General features: G+C 34.8%; 18 protein-coding genes. 11 read left to right on the forward strand and 7 right to left on the reverse strand.

Translation table 11 applies throughout. The features are described from left to right. Positions 1–52 precede the first annotated feature (52 nt). Complete coding sequence (locus tag AAC601_RS03405; RefSeq protein WP_303268203.1) at positions 53–280, reverse strand: hypothetical protein; 228 nt, start codon at positions 278–280, stop codon at positions 53–55. A gap of 263 nt (positions 281–543) precedes the next feature. Here AAC601_RS03405 and AAC601_RS03410 point away from each other — a divergent pair, with 263 nt between their 5' ends. The 6 genes from AAC601_RS03410 (at position 544) to AAC601_RS03435 (ending at position 4,416) form a co-directional block, all read left to right on the forward strand. Beyond that, the gene (locus AAC601_RS03410; RefSeq protein ID WP_303268204.1) at positions 544–993 is read left to right on the forward strand and encodes a hypothetical protein; all 450 of its coding nucleotides are present in this window, start codon (positions 544–546) and stop codon (positions 991–993) included. Between the two features lie 46 nt (positions 994–1,039). Further along, positions 1,040–1,393 carry a hypothetical protein gene (locus AAC601_RS03415; protein WP_303268205.1) on the forward strand — a complete coding sequence of 118 codons (354 nt, stop codon included), beginning with the start codon at positions 1,040–1,042 and terminating at the stop codon, positions 1,391–1,393. A 175-nt stretch (positions 1,394–1,568) separates the two neighbouring features. Then, entirely contained in the window at positions 1,569–2,183 is a 615-nt protein-coding gene (locus AAC601_RS03420) for a hypothetical protein (RefSeq protein WP_340152471.1), read from the forward strand. Between the two features lie 27 nt (positions 2,184–2,210). Further along, on the forward strand, positions 2,211–2,660 hold the full coding sequence (locus AAC601_RS03425; RefSeq protein ID WP_340152472.1) for a hypothetical protein: 450 nt from the start codon (positions 2,211–2,213) through the stop codon (positions 2,658–2,660). Between the two features lie 46 nt (positions 2,661–2,706). After that, the gene (locus AAC601_RS03430) at positions 2,707–3,060 is read left to right on the forward strand and encodes a hypothetical protein (protein ID WP_340152473.1); all 354 of its coding nucleotides are present in this window, start codon (positions 2,707–2,709) and stop codon (positions 3,058–3,060) included. Between the two features lie 198 nt (positions 3,061–3,258). Continuing rightward, positions 3,259–4,416: a 1-acyl-sn-glycerol-3-phosphate acyltransferase gene (locus AAC601_RS03435; protein WP_303268209.1), complete on the forward strand. Its 1,158-nt coding sequence runs from the start codon at positions 3,259–3,261 to the stop codon at positions 4,414–4,416. On the opposite strand, the gene AAC601_RS03440 is transcribed toward AAC601_RS03435, so the two are convergent. Together AAC601_RS03440 and AAC601_RS03445 are read right to left on the reverse strand one after the other, a co-directional pair. Then, a complete protein-coding gene (locus AAC601_RS03440; protein ID WP_303268210.1) occupies positions 4,411–4,947 on the reverse strand; it encodes a hypothetical protein in 537 nt (178 codons plus the stop codon). The two genes, AAC601_RS03435 and AAC601_RS03440, sit on opposite strands and share 6 nt — an antisense overlap. Before the next feature lie 37 nt (positions 4,948–4,984). After that, positions 4,985–6,016 (reverse strand): RluA family pseudouridine synthase, encoded by a 1,032-nt coding sequence (locus tag AAC601_RS03445; RefSeq protein WP_303268211.1) that lies wholly within the window; start codon positions 6,014–6,016, stop codon positions 4,985–4,987. Positions 6,017–6,053: 37 nt separating this feature from the next. On the opposite strand from AAC601_RS03445, the gene AAC601_RS03450 reads away from it, so the two are divergent. The 5 genes from AAC601_RS03450 (at position 6,054) to AAC601_RS03470 (ending at position 10,173) form a co-directional block, all read left to right on the forward strand. Continuing rightward, positions 6,054–7,007, forward strand: coding sequence for a hypothetical protein (locus AAC601_RS03450; protein WP_303268212.1), 954 nt, complete (start codon positions 6,054–6,056; stop codon positions 7,005–7,007). Then, positions 7,004–8,164, forward strand: a complete 1,161-nt coding sequence (locus AAC601_RS03455) for a hypothetical protein (RefSeq protein ID WP_303268213.1) — start codon at positions 7,004–7,006, stop codon at positions 8,162–8,164. Before AAC601_RS03450 ends, AAC601_RS03455 begins: the two co-directional genes overlap by 4 nt. A 114-nt stretch (positions 8,165–8,278) precedes the next feature. Beyond that, entirely contained in the window at positions 8,279–8,761 is a 483-nt protein-coding gene (locus AAC601_RS03460) for a TlpA disulfide reductase family protein (RefSeq protein WP_303268214.1), read from the forward strand. A 10-nt stretch (positions 8,762–8,771) separates the two neighbouring features. Further along, positions 8,772–9,368, forward strand: a complete 597-nt coding sequence (locus tag AAC601_RS03465) for a thioredoxin family protein (protein WP_303268215.1) — start codon at positions 8,772–8,774, stop codon at positions 9,366–9,368. 193 nt (positions 9,369–9,561) lie between these two features. Next, positions 9,562–10,173: a porin family protein gene (locus AAC601_RS03470; protein WP_303268216.1), complete on the forward strand. Its 612-nt coding sequence runs from the start codon at positions 9,562–9,564 to the stop codon at positions 10,171–10,173. 51 nt (positions 10,174–10,224) lie between these two features. On the opposite strand, the gene AAC601_RS03475 is transcribed toward AAC601_RS03470, so the two are convergent. From AAC601_RS03475 to AAC601_RS03490, 4 genes are all read right to left on the reverse strand, one after another. Beyond that, complete coding sequence (locus AAC601_RS03475) at positions 10,225–11,748, reverse strand: GH3 auxin-responsive promoter family protein (RefSeq protein WP_340152474.1); 1,524 nt, start codon at positions 11,746–11,748, stop codon at positions 10,225–10,227. Between the two features lie 3 nt (positions 11,749–11,751). Further along, positions 11,752–12,483: an LPS export ABC transporter ATP-binding protein gene (gene lptB / locus AAC601_RS03480; RefSeq protein WP_303268217.1), complete on the reverse strand. Its 732-nt coding sequence runs from the start codon at positions 12,481–12,483 to the stop codon at positions 11,752–11,754. 65 nt (positions 12,484–12,548) lie between these two features. Further along, positions 12,549–14,258, reverse strand: a complete 1,710-nt coding sequence (gene recJ / locus AAC601_RS03485; protein WP_340152475.1) for a single-stranded-DNA-specific exonuclease RecJ — start codon at positions 14,256–14,258, stop codon at positions 12,549–12,551. 66 nt (positions 14,259–14,324) lie between these two features. Then, positions 14,325–17,381 carry a CHAT domain-containing tetratricopeptide repeat protein gene (locus AAC601_RS03490; RefSeq protein WP_340152476.1) on the reverse strand — a complete coding sequence of 1,019 codons (3,057 nt, stop codon included), beginning with the start codon at positions 17,379–17,381 and terminating at the stop codon, positions 14,325–14,327. Between the last annotated feature and the right edge of the window lie 15 nt (positions 17,382–17,396).

Below are 17,396 nucleotides of genomic sequence, written 5' to 3' on the forward strand. Positions count from 1 at the left end.
GTCCGTGATCTAGTTCTAGAGTTAGTGAATTTCTAAAATTACATGATTATATTTAAAGACTGGATTCCAAAAATGAATTATGATTCTGATATTGAAAATCAAACCAATAAGCATAATCTTGATACTCCACGCAGTCAGGTAGACTGATATTGTTAATTTCCATTTTTATCATGGCCGCTTTTGGAACCCAGCTGGAGAAAAGTTCTTGTTGCTCGTAAGGCAAGCTGGAAATTTGTATGAAATTGATGCCTTGGTGGAAATTTGGTGTTGCTTTTAGCATTAGTAGATATTTTCAATTTTTACAAATGTAGGAATTTATAAACGACTTATTATTAAGTGTTTGTTAATCTTTTATGAAGTTTTTTAACTAGTGAAATGATCATGGAATTATTGAATGATGTTACTGAAGAAATATACCCAAACCTAGTATCTGTATGATCTAACTTTTAGGAGTATTTGAATCTTTAATTAGTCATTATAAACATTTGTATGTACTGTCTTTATTTTGCACCTTTAGGATAATTTTAATTTAAACATTAAACGATGATAAATCTAATGAAATCTATTTCAATGATTTGTCTAGTGCTTATTCTAGGGGCCGGGTGTGAAGAGGAGGAATCAGTGCGAAATTTTGATGACCTTATTGGTTCTTGGCAGTTAGCGTATTACCTGACTGAGGACAATGGTCGGATTAATGATCCTGATGACGGCAAGCCTGTTTATTTGACATTTAAAGCAGATCGTACATTTGAAGGCATGGCTGGCAATAATTTCATTGAGCTTGGTAAATTCGAAGTCGAAGGTGATCAATTAATTTTAATGGATGCTGCTGTGACAGAGATTACAACCACAGAATGGGGAGAGCGCTTTAATGATGCACTAAGACATAGTTGGAATGGTGAAGCCCTTGCTATACCATACACGATTGAAGATAATGAGTTGATTTTAAATTATGTAGATAATGATACCATGCATTTTTTGCCAAAAGAGTGAATTCATTTCTAAATTTATATAAAAGCAATTACAAATTGACAGTCATATGAAGAAATTAAAGTCTGCTATTCCTGTCGCCTATTTGCGCATTTTAGTATTTTTCTTATTTGCACTATTTGTAATGAGTTGCGATAATCAGTCTCCCGTTGATGAGGGTCCACCCGATCACGAAGATGTGTCAGCTCTGATTGTTTTTGATGGGAGTCCTGCAGTTGATGGCTGTGGATGGTTAATTCAAATCGATCAAGAATTTCAAGCGCCTGTCAACTTAGATTCTGCTTTTATGATAGAAAGCCTTGAAGTTGTATTGAGCTATAATTTTTTGGAATCAAATCGGCTTTGTGGCTGGAGAGATCCTGGTTATAAGGAAATTGAAATATTAGAAATTAAAAAGCAATAGTGTGATATGGGAGCCTTGTAGTAAGCCTAAATTTTGGATGATGCGAAAGATTTTAATTTTATGTAAGAAAATGGACATCTCAATCTTAAATAGTATAATTAAAGAGTTCAACTAAAATCATTTGTATTTAATAATATTTCATTTTACTTCAATAATGAAATCAAAACCTAGCAATATGAAAAGTCATTTCAATTACTTACTTATCCTTTTAGCCTTTATTTTAATAGCCTCTTCTTGCCAAAAAGAAGATATAAAAGTGGAAGATGAACTTCCCCCCATCACACAAGAAGGCTTGAATACTTTCGGTTGCAAAATTGATGGGGAGGTTCTAGTGCCGAAGGACGGTGATCCGAGTTTATTTGTGGGTTCTAGGAAGGGGTTAATTGCAGGAAATCCACATGCTGGTGAAAACCCTGTTAAAAGTTATTTTTTTATTAGAGTTTTGAATGCGCAAGATGAAGGTGGGGATTATATTTTTTTATATATCCCAGAGCTAGAAGTAGAAGGTGAATATGAGTTAGGAAACAGTACAGGTAGTACTCCTTATGAAAATAATAGCCCAAATCATGCAATTGTAATTTCATACGATGGGGAAACTGCTGGAAAAAGATACCTGTCCTTCGAAGGGGGGGGGGATATTGTAATCGATAGGTATGATACCATCAATACAATTATCTCAGGAACATTTGAATTTGATGTAATAAAAGAATCTGATCCACTTTCTGATACTATTTCAGTAACCGATGGCCGTTTTGATATTAATTGGAGTAGATTAAACGAAGAAGAATAAATTTTTAATAAACTAAAACATTAAATTATGAAAAATCTAGCGAAAATTATTTTAATGATTTGCTCAGTGCTTTTTGCTGGAACAGGTTGTGACGAGGAAGATCCCATACAAAATTCCAAAGAACCAATTGGTTCTTGGCAGTTGGCCTATTACCAAACTGAAGAAAAAGGCCGGATTGATGACCCCAATGACGGCAAGCCTGTATATTGGAATTTTAAAGCAGATGGTACCTATGAAGGGATGGCAGGTAATAATTTCATTGAGCATGGCGAATTCAAAGTCGAAGGTGATCAATTAATTTTAATGGATGCTGCTGTGACAGAGATTACAACCACAGAATGGGGAGAGCGCTTTAATGATGCACTAAGACATAGTTGGAATGGTGAAGCCCTTGCTATACCATACACGATTGAAGATAATGAGTTGATTTTAAATTATGTAGATAATGATACCATGCATTTTTTGCCAAAAGAGTGAATTCATTTCTAAATTTATATAAAAGCAATTACAAATTGACAGTCATATGAAGAAATTAAAGTCTGCTATTCCTGTCGCCTATTTGCGCATTTTAGTATTTTTCTTATTTGCACTATTTGTAATGAGTTGCGATAATCAGTCTCCCGTTGATGAGGGTCCACCCGATCACGAAGATGTGTCAGCTCTGATTGTTTTTGATGGGAGTCCTGCAGTTGATGGCTGTGGATGGTTAATTCAAATCGATCAAGAATTTCAAGCGCCTGTCAACTTAGATTCTGCTTTTATGATAGAAAGCCTTGAAGTTGTATTGAGCTATAATTTTTTGGAATCAAATCGGCTTTGTGGCTGGAGAGATCCTGGTTATAGGGAAATTGAAATAGTTGAAATCGAAAAGCTGTAGAGTTCCCCGTGTTATTCAAGAGTTGATTATTTGAGATAATTAGACATGAAGACCACCACTCCCGATTGAGTAAGTTACTTTAATTATCCTGTCAATTTTCTTAATTTTATCGTGCAATACGACTTTTTCCGCCTTTTTTCGTAAAATCACGGTTTTTATCATAAAATTCGCTTATTTCGTGTTTACATTTTTTTATCTATGGAGTATTTGGAAGCATTTGATTCGATTAGACCTTATAATGACTCAGAGGTGAATGAAGCCGTTCAGCGCTTGATACAGCATCCATTTTTTGATAAAGTTGTCCAAAGAGTTTTTCCTGATAAGTCGGTGGATCAATTGAAGGGAGCATTGGCAGATGTACATAATGTCAAGGATTTCCAAAAAGTAATGATGTATCCGACTGCTCGTAGCGTATTAGATAATAGTTCGGAAGGCATTTCTCACGATGGTTTTGATAAAATCAATCCAGATAAATCTTATCTTTTTATTTCCAACCATAGGGATATTGTGTTGGACTCTACCATTTTAAATGTATTGCTTTTTGAATTAGGGATAGATACAACAGAAGTAGCTATAGGTAATAATCTATTGGTGAATCAGTGGGTGACCGATTTGGCTAAACTCAATAAAAATTTTATAGTTAATAGAAATATCCCGCCAAGGGAAATGTATTCTTATTCACAGACTTTGTCGTCTTATATTCGACATACCATTTTGGAGAGAAAGACCTCCATTTGGATTGCACAGCGCGAGGGTAGAACCAAAAATGGAGACGATCAAACACAACAAGGCTTGCTGAAAATGATTGGTTTAAGCGGAGAAAAAGATTTCTATGAAAATTATGCTCCTTTAAGAATAGCTCCAATGGCGATTTCCTATGAATATGATCCTTGCGATGTTTTGAAAGCAAGAGAGATAGCTTCCAAATTAGCCGGCAAATCTAAAGAGAAAACGCCTGAAGATGATTTGCAAAGTATGATTGCCGGAATAACAGGAGTGAAAGGAAGGGTTCATATTTCAATAGGAAAAATAGTAGATGAGAAATTAAGGGAAATTCGTGAAATCAGAAATAAAAATGATCAAATGCAGGCTTTGGCTGATTTGATTGATGAGCGAGTACACAAAAGCTATAAGCTTTGGCCCAATAATTTTATTGCGTATGATTGGTTATATGAAAAGCGTTTCGCTGATCGTTATACAAAAGAAGAAGTAGAAAAATTTGAAGCCTACCTAAGGAAGCAAGCCCAAGCTTTTTCTGCTAATTTTAATGAATTGAAAGATCCCTTATTGGCTATGTATGCCAACCCTATAAAAAATAAATTGAAAGTGGTGGGAATGATCGAGAGGGATTTATAATACTTTAGCTTTTACCTCAAATACCATATCAGATCGTATCTCGGTATCTGAATTCATGGTTTCCCTTGTCACTATTTCATATTGTAGGTCATAACTATCTTCCTTAATATATTCATCCAAATTGGCACCTGTGGTCTCCAAATCTAATTCAGTTCCTGCATTTTCAGGTACATCTTGAATTTCAGCAATCAAGGTTGAGCCCTCACTTTCATTTGAAATATAAATTTCTAAACTTTTCAAAAAGAAAAAATCCCTATCGTTTGGGCTAGTTATTGTTAGCTTCAGCTCGCTTAAGTTCACATTTTCCACTAAATCTGCACGAGTATTATTATTCTCAAAACTTTGTTGAGAAGAAGTGCTTACATCTGGAGTTCCTAGATCAATTGGCAGGTTTACTCCTGAAGAAGAAGGAACTGTAAACTCAGCGGAATTAGTAATAGTAAAGGTGGTGATTTTATCAATACTGTCTTGAATATCACAACCACTAAAAAATAAAGCTGCAACAATTAAAATTGAAAAAATAATCTTCATGAAATAATACATTTGGTTTACTTCTACCTACGGAAGATTAGTGAAATTGGATATAATGTCTCCATTTTTCTAAGACCTCAATAAAATCTGGAGGTAATTCAGAATCAAAGTTAACGGTCTTGTTTTGCGATGGATGATTAAAACCTAAGGATTTGGCGTGTAGAGCCTGTCTTGGAATTATTTTAAAGCAATTATCCACAAATGACTTGTACTTGGAAAACTGAGTTCCTTTTAAAATTCTGTCACCACCATAAGTAGCATCATTAAACAAAGGATGTCCAATATACTTCATATGGGCTCGAATTTGATGGGTACGACCAGTTTCTAAATTACATTGAATAAGCGTTACATATCTTAATCTTTCCAAAACTTTGTAATGCGTGATAGCCGTTCTGCCAAAATCACCATCAGGAAATGCGTCAGTAATTCTCCTGTCCTTGAAGCTTCTGCCCAAGTTTACATCGATTGTACCTTCATTCTCTTCCACATCACCCCAAACTAAGGCGTAATAGGTTCTTTCAATGCTATGGTCAAAAAATTGTTTTGCCAAATGCGTCATGGATTTTTCATTTTTGGCTATCACCAAAAGCCCTGAAGTATCCTTGTCTATTCGATGAACCAAGCCTGGTCTGCCATCATTCCCTTCCATTTCTGGTAAATTTTGAAAATGGTAAGCTAAAGCATTGACTAAAGTTCCTTCCCAATTTTGATGGGCAGGATGTACCACCATGCCAGCTTCTTTGTTTACAATTAAAAAATCGGGATCTTCAAAAATTATATTTAGTGGAATGTTTTCAGGTTTTACATCCGTGTCTCTAGGAGGCTCAGGTAGGGCAATCCGAATAATATCATTGGGGTGCACTTTGTAATTCGGTTTAATGGTCTCCCCATTTACCTGCACAAAACCATCTTTAATAGCTTTTTGCACCTTATTGCGGGTCACATTTGGGAGCCTGTCCATTAAGAATTTATCTATTCTCAACAGATCCTGCTTGGGATCAACTGTAATTTGATGATGTTCAAACAATCCATCATCTTCTTGTTCGTTTTGTGCTATATCTTCTTGCATAATTTCCTTAAGCCTACAAAGTTAATAAAAAGATAGTGTGAACGAACATATCATTTATTTTGATGGAAGATTAAAAAGTGAGATATTTATTGTGGTGTATGATTATAAAATGATGTTAAAATATATTGTAAGTATATTTTTATTGCTTTCAACGGTAGTTTGTCAGGCACAATCTATTTGGGATAAATTAAATAAAAATCCATTTAAAACATCTCAGGTCTATTTTGGAGTTCGGTCAGGTGCGAATTACAATATGGTAAATGTTATTAATCGCTATTCATTGATTAAGCCTACCACAAGCTTAGATGAAGGTCTCTACGATAAAGAATATAAAGATGTAGAAAATATTGGAGTTCTTTATGGGCTGACCTTTATGTATCAATTTGACCAGCGACTAGTTTTGGGTGCAAATGCGTCAGTAAATCAAATTCGGTTTCAATACACCCAGTCGCAACCTGGTTCAACAAGAAGTGTAAATTTCATCCATAATCATGATCTTAATTATTTGGATGTACCTGTTTTTTTTAGGTTTATGTTCCGAAGAGTCAACAGCCGTTTTTGGGATAAACAGAATAGAAAACCAACAGTTCCGCCTATTATACCCTTTGTACAAGTGGGCTTAAATTTTTCCGTGTTAATTAATGCCGACAAAGAATATTCTAAATTCACCACTCAAGATGGTATAGAAAGTCAAGAATTTAATAAAAACGAAGATATAAAATCTATTATGTCTCCTTTTACTGCTGGAGCTTTCCTAGGAGGGGGTGCAAGGTTTAGAGTGAGTACTTTTTATATTACTGCCGAAGCAAATTTCAGGCAGGGCTTGAGCAATGCAAATAATCAAAATGCACGATATGCTAATGATAATCTTCAAAATGAAGCTTATGATGTGATGGACGATTTTAGTTTTCAGTCTGTAGAAGCCTTAATAGGAATCATATTTCCATTGAAATACTTGAATAAGAAAGAATTTATGCCAGTTGAGATATGAAAAGGATCAGTATCATCATATCAGCTTTTATTTTACTTGCCGCTTGCGATGATGATGTAATCGAATTTACCCCAACGGAAAAGTTTAACAGCATTTTTGATAGTCCCAAAGAAGGGTCAGATTATAATCCTCTAGATGTAATTGAAACTGATGATGGCGGGTTTCTTATTTTATCAGCATTAGCTAATGAATCTATATTTGTGCTGAAAGTAAATAATAGAGGAGATTTTCAATGGAGTCAGGAGCTAGAGCCTCAATTTGTGAAAGCAGTGCCCAATTTGATCAGGCAAGGTGATAATTATTATTTTATTGGAAGTAGCCAACCGGATTTTACAGCTACTTTGTTTGAAATAAATGAATTGGAACAAACCGTAGAAGCCTTGCGATCTTACACTGCATATCGAAAACCCTTGGCATTCAACATTCTAACGCCAGATACCTATTTGCTCTTAACTTACAATGATACTACGGGAACTATTTTAAGTAAAATACAGGATGGTTTTGCAATGGAATGGGCTAGAAAATATGACGATACTAAAAATGCACATCAACAGTTAGAAGCTTTCCAAAATGCTAATAATGCTGAATTTTTTGTTGGAGCCTACAATGCAGGATCAGTAATTTATTTCAACTCACTCAGGGAGGGAAACTTAGATATGACTTTTACGAACGAACAAGGAATTGAGACTGGTAAAATTAGTAGTTCTGCATCAAACTATATTAATTCTGCCTTATCATATGGAAATTCATTATTTTCTTTCAATTACGTTTTCAGTAATCAAGCTTATTTTGTTAATACCTACCAGCCTATTGTGAACGATTCTGTTTCATTACAAACATTAGAGGGTGAGCTGATGCAAGATAGATTGAGAATTCAAAGTGCTATATCCGCAGTAATTCCCATAAGTACCACTAATTATCTTGTGAATGCATACTCTACTCTAGATGGTCGAATTAAACTGAATTTTTATGATTTTGCCTCAGGTGAGCAAGTTGCAATAAAATATATTGGCGGAATTGATCCTTTAGAGGTAGTAGAGATCATTCCTACGAGAGATGAAGGGATGACTATTCTTAGTAAGATCACCATTGCAGGTGCTAAGAATAGGATTAACTTATCGAAAATTCCTAAAGATGAGATTTTAGAAATGTTGTAATCATTTTCTTGAAATGATCATACCAACAAGTCATAAATAATGCGGAAGCTACTATTTTTCATTTTTTAAATACTGAATTTCAACATTTTAAAGAAGATATCGTTTTTAATGACTATGAGTAAAATAGGACTTATTCTTTTAATCATTGGCTTTTTTAGTACTAATCATGCTAATGCTCAAAATAGTGACATAAAAATCATAAAGGTCCCAGAATTAGAGGATATTATGAATCAATCGGATGCTGATAAATTACTTGTGATAAACTTCTGGGCCACTTGGTGTAAACCATGTGTGAAAGAACTTCCTTATTTTGTAAATGCTCAAAAGCAATTTTCAGATGTTGAATTCGTGTATATGAGCATTGATTTTTCGGAAAATGCCACTAAGGCTGAAAAATTTGCTCAAAAGAAAGGTTTGAATCCAGATGGATTATATCTTATTGATGATTTGGATTATAATTCATGGATTGACAAAGTATCTCCTGAATGGTCTGGAGCGATTCCAGCTACTCTTATTATTAAAGATGGACAAAAATACTTTTATGAGAAAGAGTTTCACGAAGGTGAACTGGAAAATTTAATCAAACAAAAACTGTAAATATACCGCTATGAAAAAGTTAATTGGATTATCATTAGTACTGATCGCTTTGGTGGCTTTTAGTTTTAAAAATGGGGGATACGAGCTTGGGGATAAAGCAACGGACTTTTCTCTTAAAAATGTAAATGGAGAAATGGTTTCGATGCAATCGTATGTAGAGGCTAAGGGCTTTATGATTATATTCACCTGTAATTCTTGTCCTTATTCAGTAGCCTATGAAGACAGGATCATTGAGCTTCATGAAAAGTACGCCAGTAAAGGTATTCCGGTAATTGCTATCAATCCGAACGATGATGAGAAATCTCCGAGAGACTCTTTTGATAAAATGGTTGTAAGAGCAAAAGAAAAGGGATTTCCTTTCCCTTATGTTTATGACGAAACTCAGGAAATCACAAAAGCCTATGGGGCCACCAATACACCACATGTTTATGTTTTAGATGCTAATAGAACCGTGAAATATATTGGTGCAATTGACAATAATACAAAATCCGCTGAGGCTGCAAATAAAAAATATGTGGAGGATGCAGTTGATGCAGTATTATCTGGCACTGAGGTTCCAGAAAAGAAAACAAAAGCCATAGGATGTACTATAAAATGGGCCTCCTGATCAGATTATTTTTGAATTAGAACTGAGGGAAAAAGCTGGTTGCGAAACTGGCTTTTTTCGTTGATAATCAGCTGCTTTGAGAATATGTCTCTATTCACCAAATGAGAAAGAGAAAAAGAGAAGTATATAAGTGTTTGTAACTAAACTTGATAGAATCCGCTTAATAGCAACATAACCAAATATTTTTTTTGAAATGAAGAGACTAATTTTAGTATTACCATTTTTAATTCTAAGTTCATTTTTTGTTAATGCTCAATCGGATCAAAGCGGTATCAGAGCTTCCTTAAACTTATCTAATTTGTATGTGGATGAGGTCAATGATGAAAATACGAAGCCAGGTTTTGCAGTTGGTGTTTATTTTCGTAAAGGTATTTCCGATCAAGTAAGTATTCAACCTGAAATTAATTATAGTCTAAAGGGCTCACAGATCAACTATGATGGAGGCTTTTTTACAGGTAGTGGAAAGTATAGATACAATTTATCATATGTTGAAATACCTGTATTAGCTAATATACATGTTGGTGAGAATCTGTATTTTAGTGCGGGTCCGTATATTGCGAGTTTGATCGCAGTGAAAGTTAAAGATGTTGATGGAGATGGAAGTATTAATAGTGTAGAGGAGTATGATAGGGATGATTTTAATACTTTCGATTATGGTGTAGCTGCAGGAGTAGGCTTTGACTTTTCTGGAGGTACAGCCGGTGTCAGATATAACTATGGCTTAGTTGATGTAGCACCGGATGGAAATGGGTTAGACAATGGAAAGAATTCAGTATTACAGTTTTTTATTGGATTTGAATTCTAAAATTTCATCAGAAGGTATTTTGAAAAGCACAGCAACCACAAGCTGTGCTTTTTATTTTTCTACGACCATCTCCAACAAATCATCCAAATATTTTCTGCTGTTGGATAATCTAGGAACTTTATTTTGGCCCCCTAGTTTGCCTCTTTTTCTCATCCATTCATAAAAAGTGCCTTGTGGAACTTTATGAATCACCAAGCAATGTAGAGCGATATCTTTATATCTCTTCGCATCATAATCAGAGTTTATCTTTCTGATTTCATCATCTAAAATTTTGGAGAATTCCTCAATATTATCGGGTTCTTTTGCAAATTCTATTACCCATTCATGAGCTCCTCGTTTTCCTTGTTGCAGATGCTTAGGTGCTGCTGTGAAATTATCAATACTAACTGAAGTTTTATTGCAAGCTGATGCAAGTGCTTTCTCAGCATTTTCAATCATTAGTTCTTCACCAAATGCATTTATGAAGTGCTTGGTCCTTCCACTGATTTTTATTCTATATGGGTTTAAAGAAGTGAACCGTACAGTATCTCCAATTCTATAACGCCACAAGCCAGCATTGGTGCTAATGACAATTTCATATACTTTATACAGTTCTACTTGATCAAGCCGAATCGTCTTAGGTTGTTTTTGATGTGAATCTTCTAATGGAATAAATTCATAGAAAATGCCGTAATCCAGCATCAGCAACATTTCGTCAGAATTCAATTCATCTTGAATACCAAAAAAACCTTCAGAAGCATTATAGGTTTCCACATAATTCATTTTTGGAGATTTTATCAAATCTCTAAACAGCGGTTCGTAGGGTACGAAAGAAACGGCCCCGTGAATAAATAATTCCAGATTCGGCCAAACCTCTGAAATGTTCTCTTTCCCACTAAGTTCAAGGATTCTTTGAAGTAAAACCACAGTCCAGGTTGGAACACCGGTCAGACTAGTAACATCTTCCTTCATGGTGGCATTAGCCATAGCTTCAATCTTCCCTTCCCATTCATCCATCAATGCAATTTCTAAGCTAGGAGTTCTAATGATTTGAACCCAAAATGGAAGATTTTTCATAATCACTGCAGAAACGTCCCCATAAAACGAATTGGAGTTATTATCAAATTGGTTGACCTGCTGGCTTCCCCCAATACTTAAATTTTTTCCTGTGAAAAGCCGTGATTCAGCGTTGTTGTTCAGATAGATTGATAATAAATCTTTGCCGCCTTTAAAATGACAATCTTCTAATGCTTCGTCTGAAACGGGTATAAACTTGCTTCTATCATTTGTAGTGCCAGATGATTTTGAAAACCATCTGATTTCGGTAGGCCAAAGAATATTTTGATCGCCTTTTAATAATTGATCAATGTATGGGAATAATTCCTCATAGGTGTGTAACGGAACTCTTTCTTGATAACTTTCGAATGTTTTTAGTTCCTCAAATTTATACTCTTGACCAAATTTCGTATTCCTAGCTCTATAAATAAGCTTTTGTAGTACTTCACTTTGCACTTCATTAGGGTATTTCATGAAAAGCTCCACTTCGTGAATTCTTTTCTTCATAACCCAGGTCATTATAGAGTGAAGGAATTCCATTGTTTATAGTTTTCGTTTCAATTCGAAATGTTTTCCTAAATATACCCTTCTAACTTGTTCATCATTTGCTAAATCTTCAGCAGTCCCGGCTTTCAATAATTTACCTTCAAACATCAAATAGGCTCTATCAGTAATGGAAAGCGTTTCGTTTACATTGTGGTCAGTAATTAATATTCCAATATTTTTATTTTTCAGTTGACCCACAATCGCTTGAATTTCTTCTACAGCAATTGGGTCAACACCAGCAAATGGTTCATCTAACAAAATGAAACTTGGATCCATCGCCAGGGCCCGTGCAATTTCTGTTCTCCTTCTTTCTCCACCAGACAGCACCATTCCTTTATTTTTCCGAACGTGATTCAAACTAAACTCGTCCAGCAGGCTTTCCATTTTCTCTTTTTTTGCTTCCTTGCTGATTTTTCTCATTTCCAAAACAGCCATTAAGTTCTCCTCCACAGTCAATGATCTAAACACAGAAGCCTCTTGTGCCAAGTATCCCACACCTTTTTTTGCTCGTTTATACATAGGCAAACTGGTGATATTTTGATCGTCTAGGAAGATTTCACCTGAATTCGGTTTCACCAATCCGACAATCATATAAAAAGATGTTGTTTTTCCAGCTCCATTCGGGCCTAATAGTCCCACAATTTCACCTTGTTCAACACTCACAGAAATATGGTCTACCACAGTTCTCTTAGAATAGATTTTTACAAGATTTTCAGCTTTTAATATCATTTTTATTTTTTTGTTTCGATGCTATAAGCAACAAACATACCCAATCAGCAAATTAACGAAATTATTTAGTGAATGCGGATATCTTTTAGATAAAGCTGTAAAGATTTTGTCCCGTTAAAGTGGTTTTCTTGAATAGTATATGCCAATTCAAAGCCATTTGAGTCCAAAATCAGTGATTTATATGCAGCCATGCCGAATCCTATGGCAGTTATCTTCTGCCGGCCATCTTTATTTTTCACTTGTAGTTTAAGGTGTTTTTCTTTTAGGATTACGGGTTCACCCAAGAGCTCTAGCTCTCTAGTGGCAAAAACAGGTTGCATATTTCCAGGACCGTAGGGATCCATTTGGCTCAGGATAGAATAAAACTTTTCAGTAATTTGATCAATGTTAATATAGCTATCGATGTTTATTTTAGGTATTAGTTGATCATCTGTTATGCTGCTTTGCACGGCTTTTTCAAAGGCAGCAGAAAAATCAGGGATTTTGTTGATAGAAAGTGTTAAACCTGCTGCATGTTTATGGCCCCCAAATTGATCCAAATGTTCTTGACATAATTCGATGGCAGCATAAAGATCAAATCCGTCAACTGAGCGAGCAGAACCTGTTGCTTTTCCGTTAGATTCTGTCATGATTATAGTGGGGCGGTAATGCTGTTCAATGCATCTGGAGGCAACAATTCCTATTACTCCTTTATGCCAATTTTTATTAAAAAGCACTGTGCTTTTTGCCGTTAATAATTCACTGCTTTCTTCTATATAACTCAATGCCTCAGAGGTTATGCTTTGATCAAAGTCTTTTCGAGTGTTATTCTTCTTCGATATATCCACAGCAATAATTAAGGCTTGATCTTCGTGAATAGAAGTCAGCAATTGAACTGCTAAATGAGCGTGATCTATTCTACCAGCAGCATTTATTCTCGGACCTAACTGGAAAACTAAATTAGAAATGGTGATTTTTTCTTTTAATCCGGATGCTGCCAGTAGTGCCTTTATACCTGGTCTTGGATTGAAATTTATTTTCTCTAGACCATAATAAGCCAATATTCTGTTTTCACCAGTGACCTCAACAATGTCTGCTGCAATACTGATAGCTACTAAATCAAGTAATTCGAAAGCAAGATGCTCTGGAATTCCTTTTTGAATACAGTAGGCTTGAATGAGTTTAAAGCCAACACCGCAACCTGATAGTTCCTTATATGGATATTTGCAATCTTGCCTTTTTGGATCTAGAATTGCTATGGCCTCTGGTAAGGCTTCGCCAGGATTGTGGTGATCACAAATGATAAAATCTATAGCTTTTGAATTGGCATAACTAACCTGGTCCATGGCTTTAATCCCACAGTCCAAAGCAATAATAAGTTTGCAATTTTTTTCATGTGCGTAGTCAATACCTTTGGTAGAAATGCCATAACCCTCTAAATATCTATCTGGTATATAATAGTACAAGTTTTCGCAATAATTTTTAAGAAAACTGAACATCATAGCAACGGATGTTGAGCCGTCTACGTCATAGTCTCCAAAAACAAGAATAGGCTCTTGTTTGTCAATGGCTTTTACTAATCGTTGGGTAGCTACGTCCATATCCTTCATGAGAAATGGGTCGTGGCAATCTCCTATAGAGGGTCTAAAATATTTCTTGGCATCTTCATAATTTGTAATGCCTCTAGACACCAATATTTTAGACAGGATAGGGTTTATATTTATTGATTTACTTAAGTCATCAACTTTTTTGAGTGAAGGTGCGGCTGCTATAATCCATTTTTTCTCTTTGGGCATGATGTAAAATTAAAAAGGCTTCGATACAATTCGAAGCCTCCAGCGGAAATAGTTTTTAAATAAAATTTATTCTCCTACCATTACAAAAGCACCCCAATAAAATGGAGATTCATATTTTTCTTTTATTGTTTTTTGAGCCTCGTTAAAAGCGGTCAGTTTATCTTTTCCACTAATCCAATTTGCATAGAAAGCGGTCATTAATTCTTGGGTTGCCTCATCATCTACCGACCATAAGCTCATAATTATTGCATTAGCACCAGCCACTTGAAAAGCCCTTCTCAAACCATAAACGCCTTCTCCATTTTTTAATTCGCCAAGTCCTGTTTCGCATGCAGAAAGAACTACAAGTTCAGTATGGTTTAAATCCAAATTCATAGCTTCATAGGCGGTTAATATTCCATCTTGACTCACTTCTTCGTTTAAACCAGTAGCAATAAAAGAATTTGCACCAGCCATTATTAAGCCCGATTTTAAAAGAGGATTTTCGCTGTATTTATCTTCCTCATCAGTATTACTGGTTTCATTATCTTCCAGGAAGAAGCCATGAGTAGCAACATGTAGAACTCGTGGGTTTTTGACACGCTTCAATTGATTTTCGTCAGCCTGATTTTCCAAGTAGGTATTAGGTTCGGAATATTTACTATCTCTATAAATAGATTGAATTTTATTTACTTCTTCTTTTGTGCCTGGCAAGGAGGTTACCAATGAATTTCCTCTTATGTATCTTTGCAAGCTGCCTCTCAGTCCTCTGTTTAGACTTGCATTTTCTACAATATCGCTGGCGACATTTTCACCGCCTTCTGCAGATTCACGCATGCCTTTATTATAATTTGGAAAACCAAATAGAGCAGGGGCAGATGCCATATTTGAGTCAGGGGTTCTTTCTCTATATGCGATTAAATCTTTAGTATTGGTTAATAACTGAATATTTTGCTCTTCTAAAACATGTTTTTCAGTATTGGTATTATACAATGCGTTTATACTTATTTGATTATAGATACCGTCAGGGGAAAAGTAAACTTTTTCATATTTTTGAGTTTGTTCTGCAATGGGCTTCCAATAAAAATCATAACTATATTTGTCTTTTACCTTATATCGGATGGCATTTCTGTAATTTTTGATGTATCTATTCTCCAGTTCTAATCCATTTTCAAACAGGATTAATTTTGGACTTTTGGAATTTTTATCAATAAGTAAGGCAGCATAATTGACCTTGTCATTAAAGAGTCCACTACTATCAGGTGTGAATTCCCTAAATCTGATCATTTCAATTGCTGCTTCATTATCCTTTAATTTCATCTGGACATCTTTCCAGTTGTAGCTTTTGGCTGCATATGCATCAGAGAAATCACTTGAAGCGCGACTCAGTTCCTTCTCTAGTTCATTTGAGCCCTCAATGAGTGAATCTAACTTTAATTCTTGCTGTTGAACTTCCTCCTCCGACATTGAATACAATTGGGAAATAAGCTCCTTTGTAGCAATCCATTTTTGATATTTTTCTTTTAACTCTTGATTATCGCTATTTAAGATGTTTTTTCTTGCTTTAGCTGTTGCATACATGATTAAGCCCTTAGTAGCTAATTGATAATCATACATATCTCCTAATAATTCGGGATCATTTTTGTGATAGGCAATGGCAAATGAATTAAATTCTTCAAATGTTGACCTAAGCGTATTAGTATAAAAATTGGCTTTTTGTTGCTCGCTTAAAGCTGGAAAATAGGCCTCAATCTGAGCAAAATAGTTATTAAAAGTCTCTTTGAAGTACTCTTTTGCTTTTTTAGGATTGTTTTTATACCAAGATAGTTCAGCTAATTCTTTGCTTGTTTCGGCATATAAAGGGTGTTTTTCGCTAAGGTATTTCGAGCGTAATTTGTGTGCAGATTTGACATGCTGCTCCGCTTTATCAATATTATTAATTCTAAAATTTGCAACACCCCAGTTCAATTCATATTTAGAATATTCTGGATTACTTTTTTCTAATACTTGTTTTGAAGTGACGAAACTTTGATTCATTAATTCATAATATTCGTGGAGGGCTTTATTCTCTTTAAGGGCTAATGCTTTTTCTTTTTGCACTCGGATGTACAATTCACTATCTGTACCCAATATATCTTTTATAATGGTCAGAGCTTTAGAGAAATGTTCAATGGCTTTTTCTTTTTGGTCTGTAACAAGCAGATTTTGTGCAAAATTACTTAGTTTACTAGCGTTTTCTAGAGATTTTTCGTCACTAATTATTTCCTCAAATATATTGATAGCTTCGTTATGGAGGCCGATTTTCCAATACAGTACCGCTAAGTTGTTTTTTATATTATCCTCCAATATTTTATCGGCTGAAATTTTAGATAATGCTTCTAACGCCTTGTTATATAGCAATTCGGATTCCGAGTAATTGGAACGAGAATAATAGGGAATAGCTAATGTTACTAAACCATCCACATATTCGATGCTTTCTTTTCCGAAATTGTCTTTTACGAACAGAAGATTTTCTTTTAAAATATCTTCAGATTTTGTGTAGTACCCTAAATCAAAATAAGATAAGCCCAACTCTTTATTTATAATTTGAAAATATCTATCCTTGGCAAAATCATTCTTTAGTAATTTTTCATAGATGTCAATTGCTTTGCGGTGCTCATCCAATAGCCCTTGTAATTGAGCGAGTTTGATTTTGCTTTCTACATAGGCAATGTTATCTGTTCCTAGATTTTCTTCGTACAATTCCCCCGCTTTCGAAATATTTGATTTTGCTAATTTTATTTGATTGTTTAGTTGTTGGTAGTATGATAAATTGTTGTAGATATCAGCAATTAATACAGGATCTGCGTTCGGAAGTTGTTTTCTTATTTCTAATTCCATTTGCATTATTTCCAATGCTTTATTTAAGCTGTCATATACTAAATATGAATCTCCAAGAAAGTATAGTAATTCAGCGGAGATGGAATCTGAATATTGATTTTTATGCTGGAGAATTTTATTTTCATTGTTTATAATTAATTGGTAATCCTCCTCATTAAAAGCGGTCTCCAACTTACTGTTGAGATCGGAATGATTATTTTGGGCACTTAATGTGGTTAAAAAACAAAATAAAAGAGTTAAAAGTAGAAATGAACGTTTTTTCATGATTTGATGAAAGAT

The sequence above is a fragment of the uncultured Marivirga sp. genome, from assembly GCF_963974845.1.
In the GTDB taxonomy this organism is placed as follows: Bacteria; Bacteroidota; Bacteroidia; order Cytophagales; family Cyclobacteriaceae; genus Marivirga; species Marivirga harenae.

Coding starts and splice junctions, on each gene's coding strand:
- AAC601_RS03405 (WP_303268203.1), bottom strand. CDS start 280: ATGCTAAAAGCAACACCAAATTTCCACCAAGGCATCAATTTCATACAA.
- AAC601_RS03410 (WP_303268204.1), top strand. CDS start 544: ATGATAAATCTAATGAAATCTATTTCAATGATTTGTCTAGTGCTTATT.
- AAC601_RS03415 (WP_303268205.1), top strand. CDS start 1,040: ATGAAGAAATTAAAGTCTGCTATTCCTGTCGCCTATTTGCGCATTTTA.
- AAC601_RS03420 (WP_340152471.1), top strand. CDS start 1,569: ATGAAAAGTCATTTCAATTACTTACTTATCCTTTTAGCCTTTATTTTA.
- AAC601_RS03425 (WP_340152472.1), top strand. CDS start 2,211: ATGAAAAATCTAGCGAAAATTATTTTAATGATTTGCTCAGTGCTTTTT.
- AAC601_RS03430 (WP_340152473.1), top strand. CDS start 2,707: ATGAAGAAATTAAAGTCTGCTATTCCTGTCGCCTATTTGCGCATTTTA.
- AAC601_RS03435 (WP_303268209.1), top strand. CDS start 3,259: ATGGAGTATTTGGAAGCATTTGATTCGATTAGACCTTATAATGACTCA.
- AAC601_RS03440 (WP_303268210.1), bottom strand. CDS start 4,947: ATGAAGATTATTTTTTCAATTTTAATTGTTGCAGCTTTATTTTTTAGT.
- AAC601_RS03445 (WP_303268211.1), bottom strand. CDS start 6,016: ATGCAAGAAGATATAGCACAAAACGAACAAGAAGATGATGGATTGTTT.
- AAC601_RS03455 (WP_303268213.1), top strand. CDS start 7,004: ATGAAAAGGATCAGTATCATCATATCAGCTTTTATTTTACTTGCCGCT.
- AAC601_RS03460 (WP_303268214.1), top strand. CDS start 8,279: ATGAGTAAAATAGGACTTATTCTTTTAATCATTGGCTTTTTTAGTACT.
- AAC601_RS03465 (WP_303268215.1), top strand. CDS start 8,772: ATGAAAAAGTTAATTGGATTATCATTAGTACTGATCGCTTTGGTGGCT.
- AAC601_RS03470 (WP_303268216.1), top strand. CDS start 9,562: ATGAAGAGACTAATTTTAGTATTACCATTTTTAATTCTAAGTTCATTT.
- AAC601_RS03475 (WP_340152474.1), bottom strand. CDS start 11,748: ATGGAATTCCTTCACTCTATAATGACCTGGGTTATGAAGAAAAGAATT.
- lptB (WP_303268217.1), bottom strand. CDS start 12,483: ATGATATTAAAAGCTGAAAATCTTGTAAAAATCTATTCTAAGAGAACT.
- recJ (WP_340152475.1), bottom strand. CDS start 14,258: ATGCCCAAAGAGAAAAAATGGATTATAGCAGCCGCACCTTCACTCAAA.
- AAC601_RS03490 (WP_340152476.1), bottom strand. CDS start 17,381: ATGAAAAAACGTTCATTTCTACTTTTAACTCTTTTATTTTGTTTTTTA.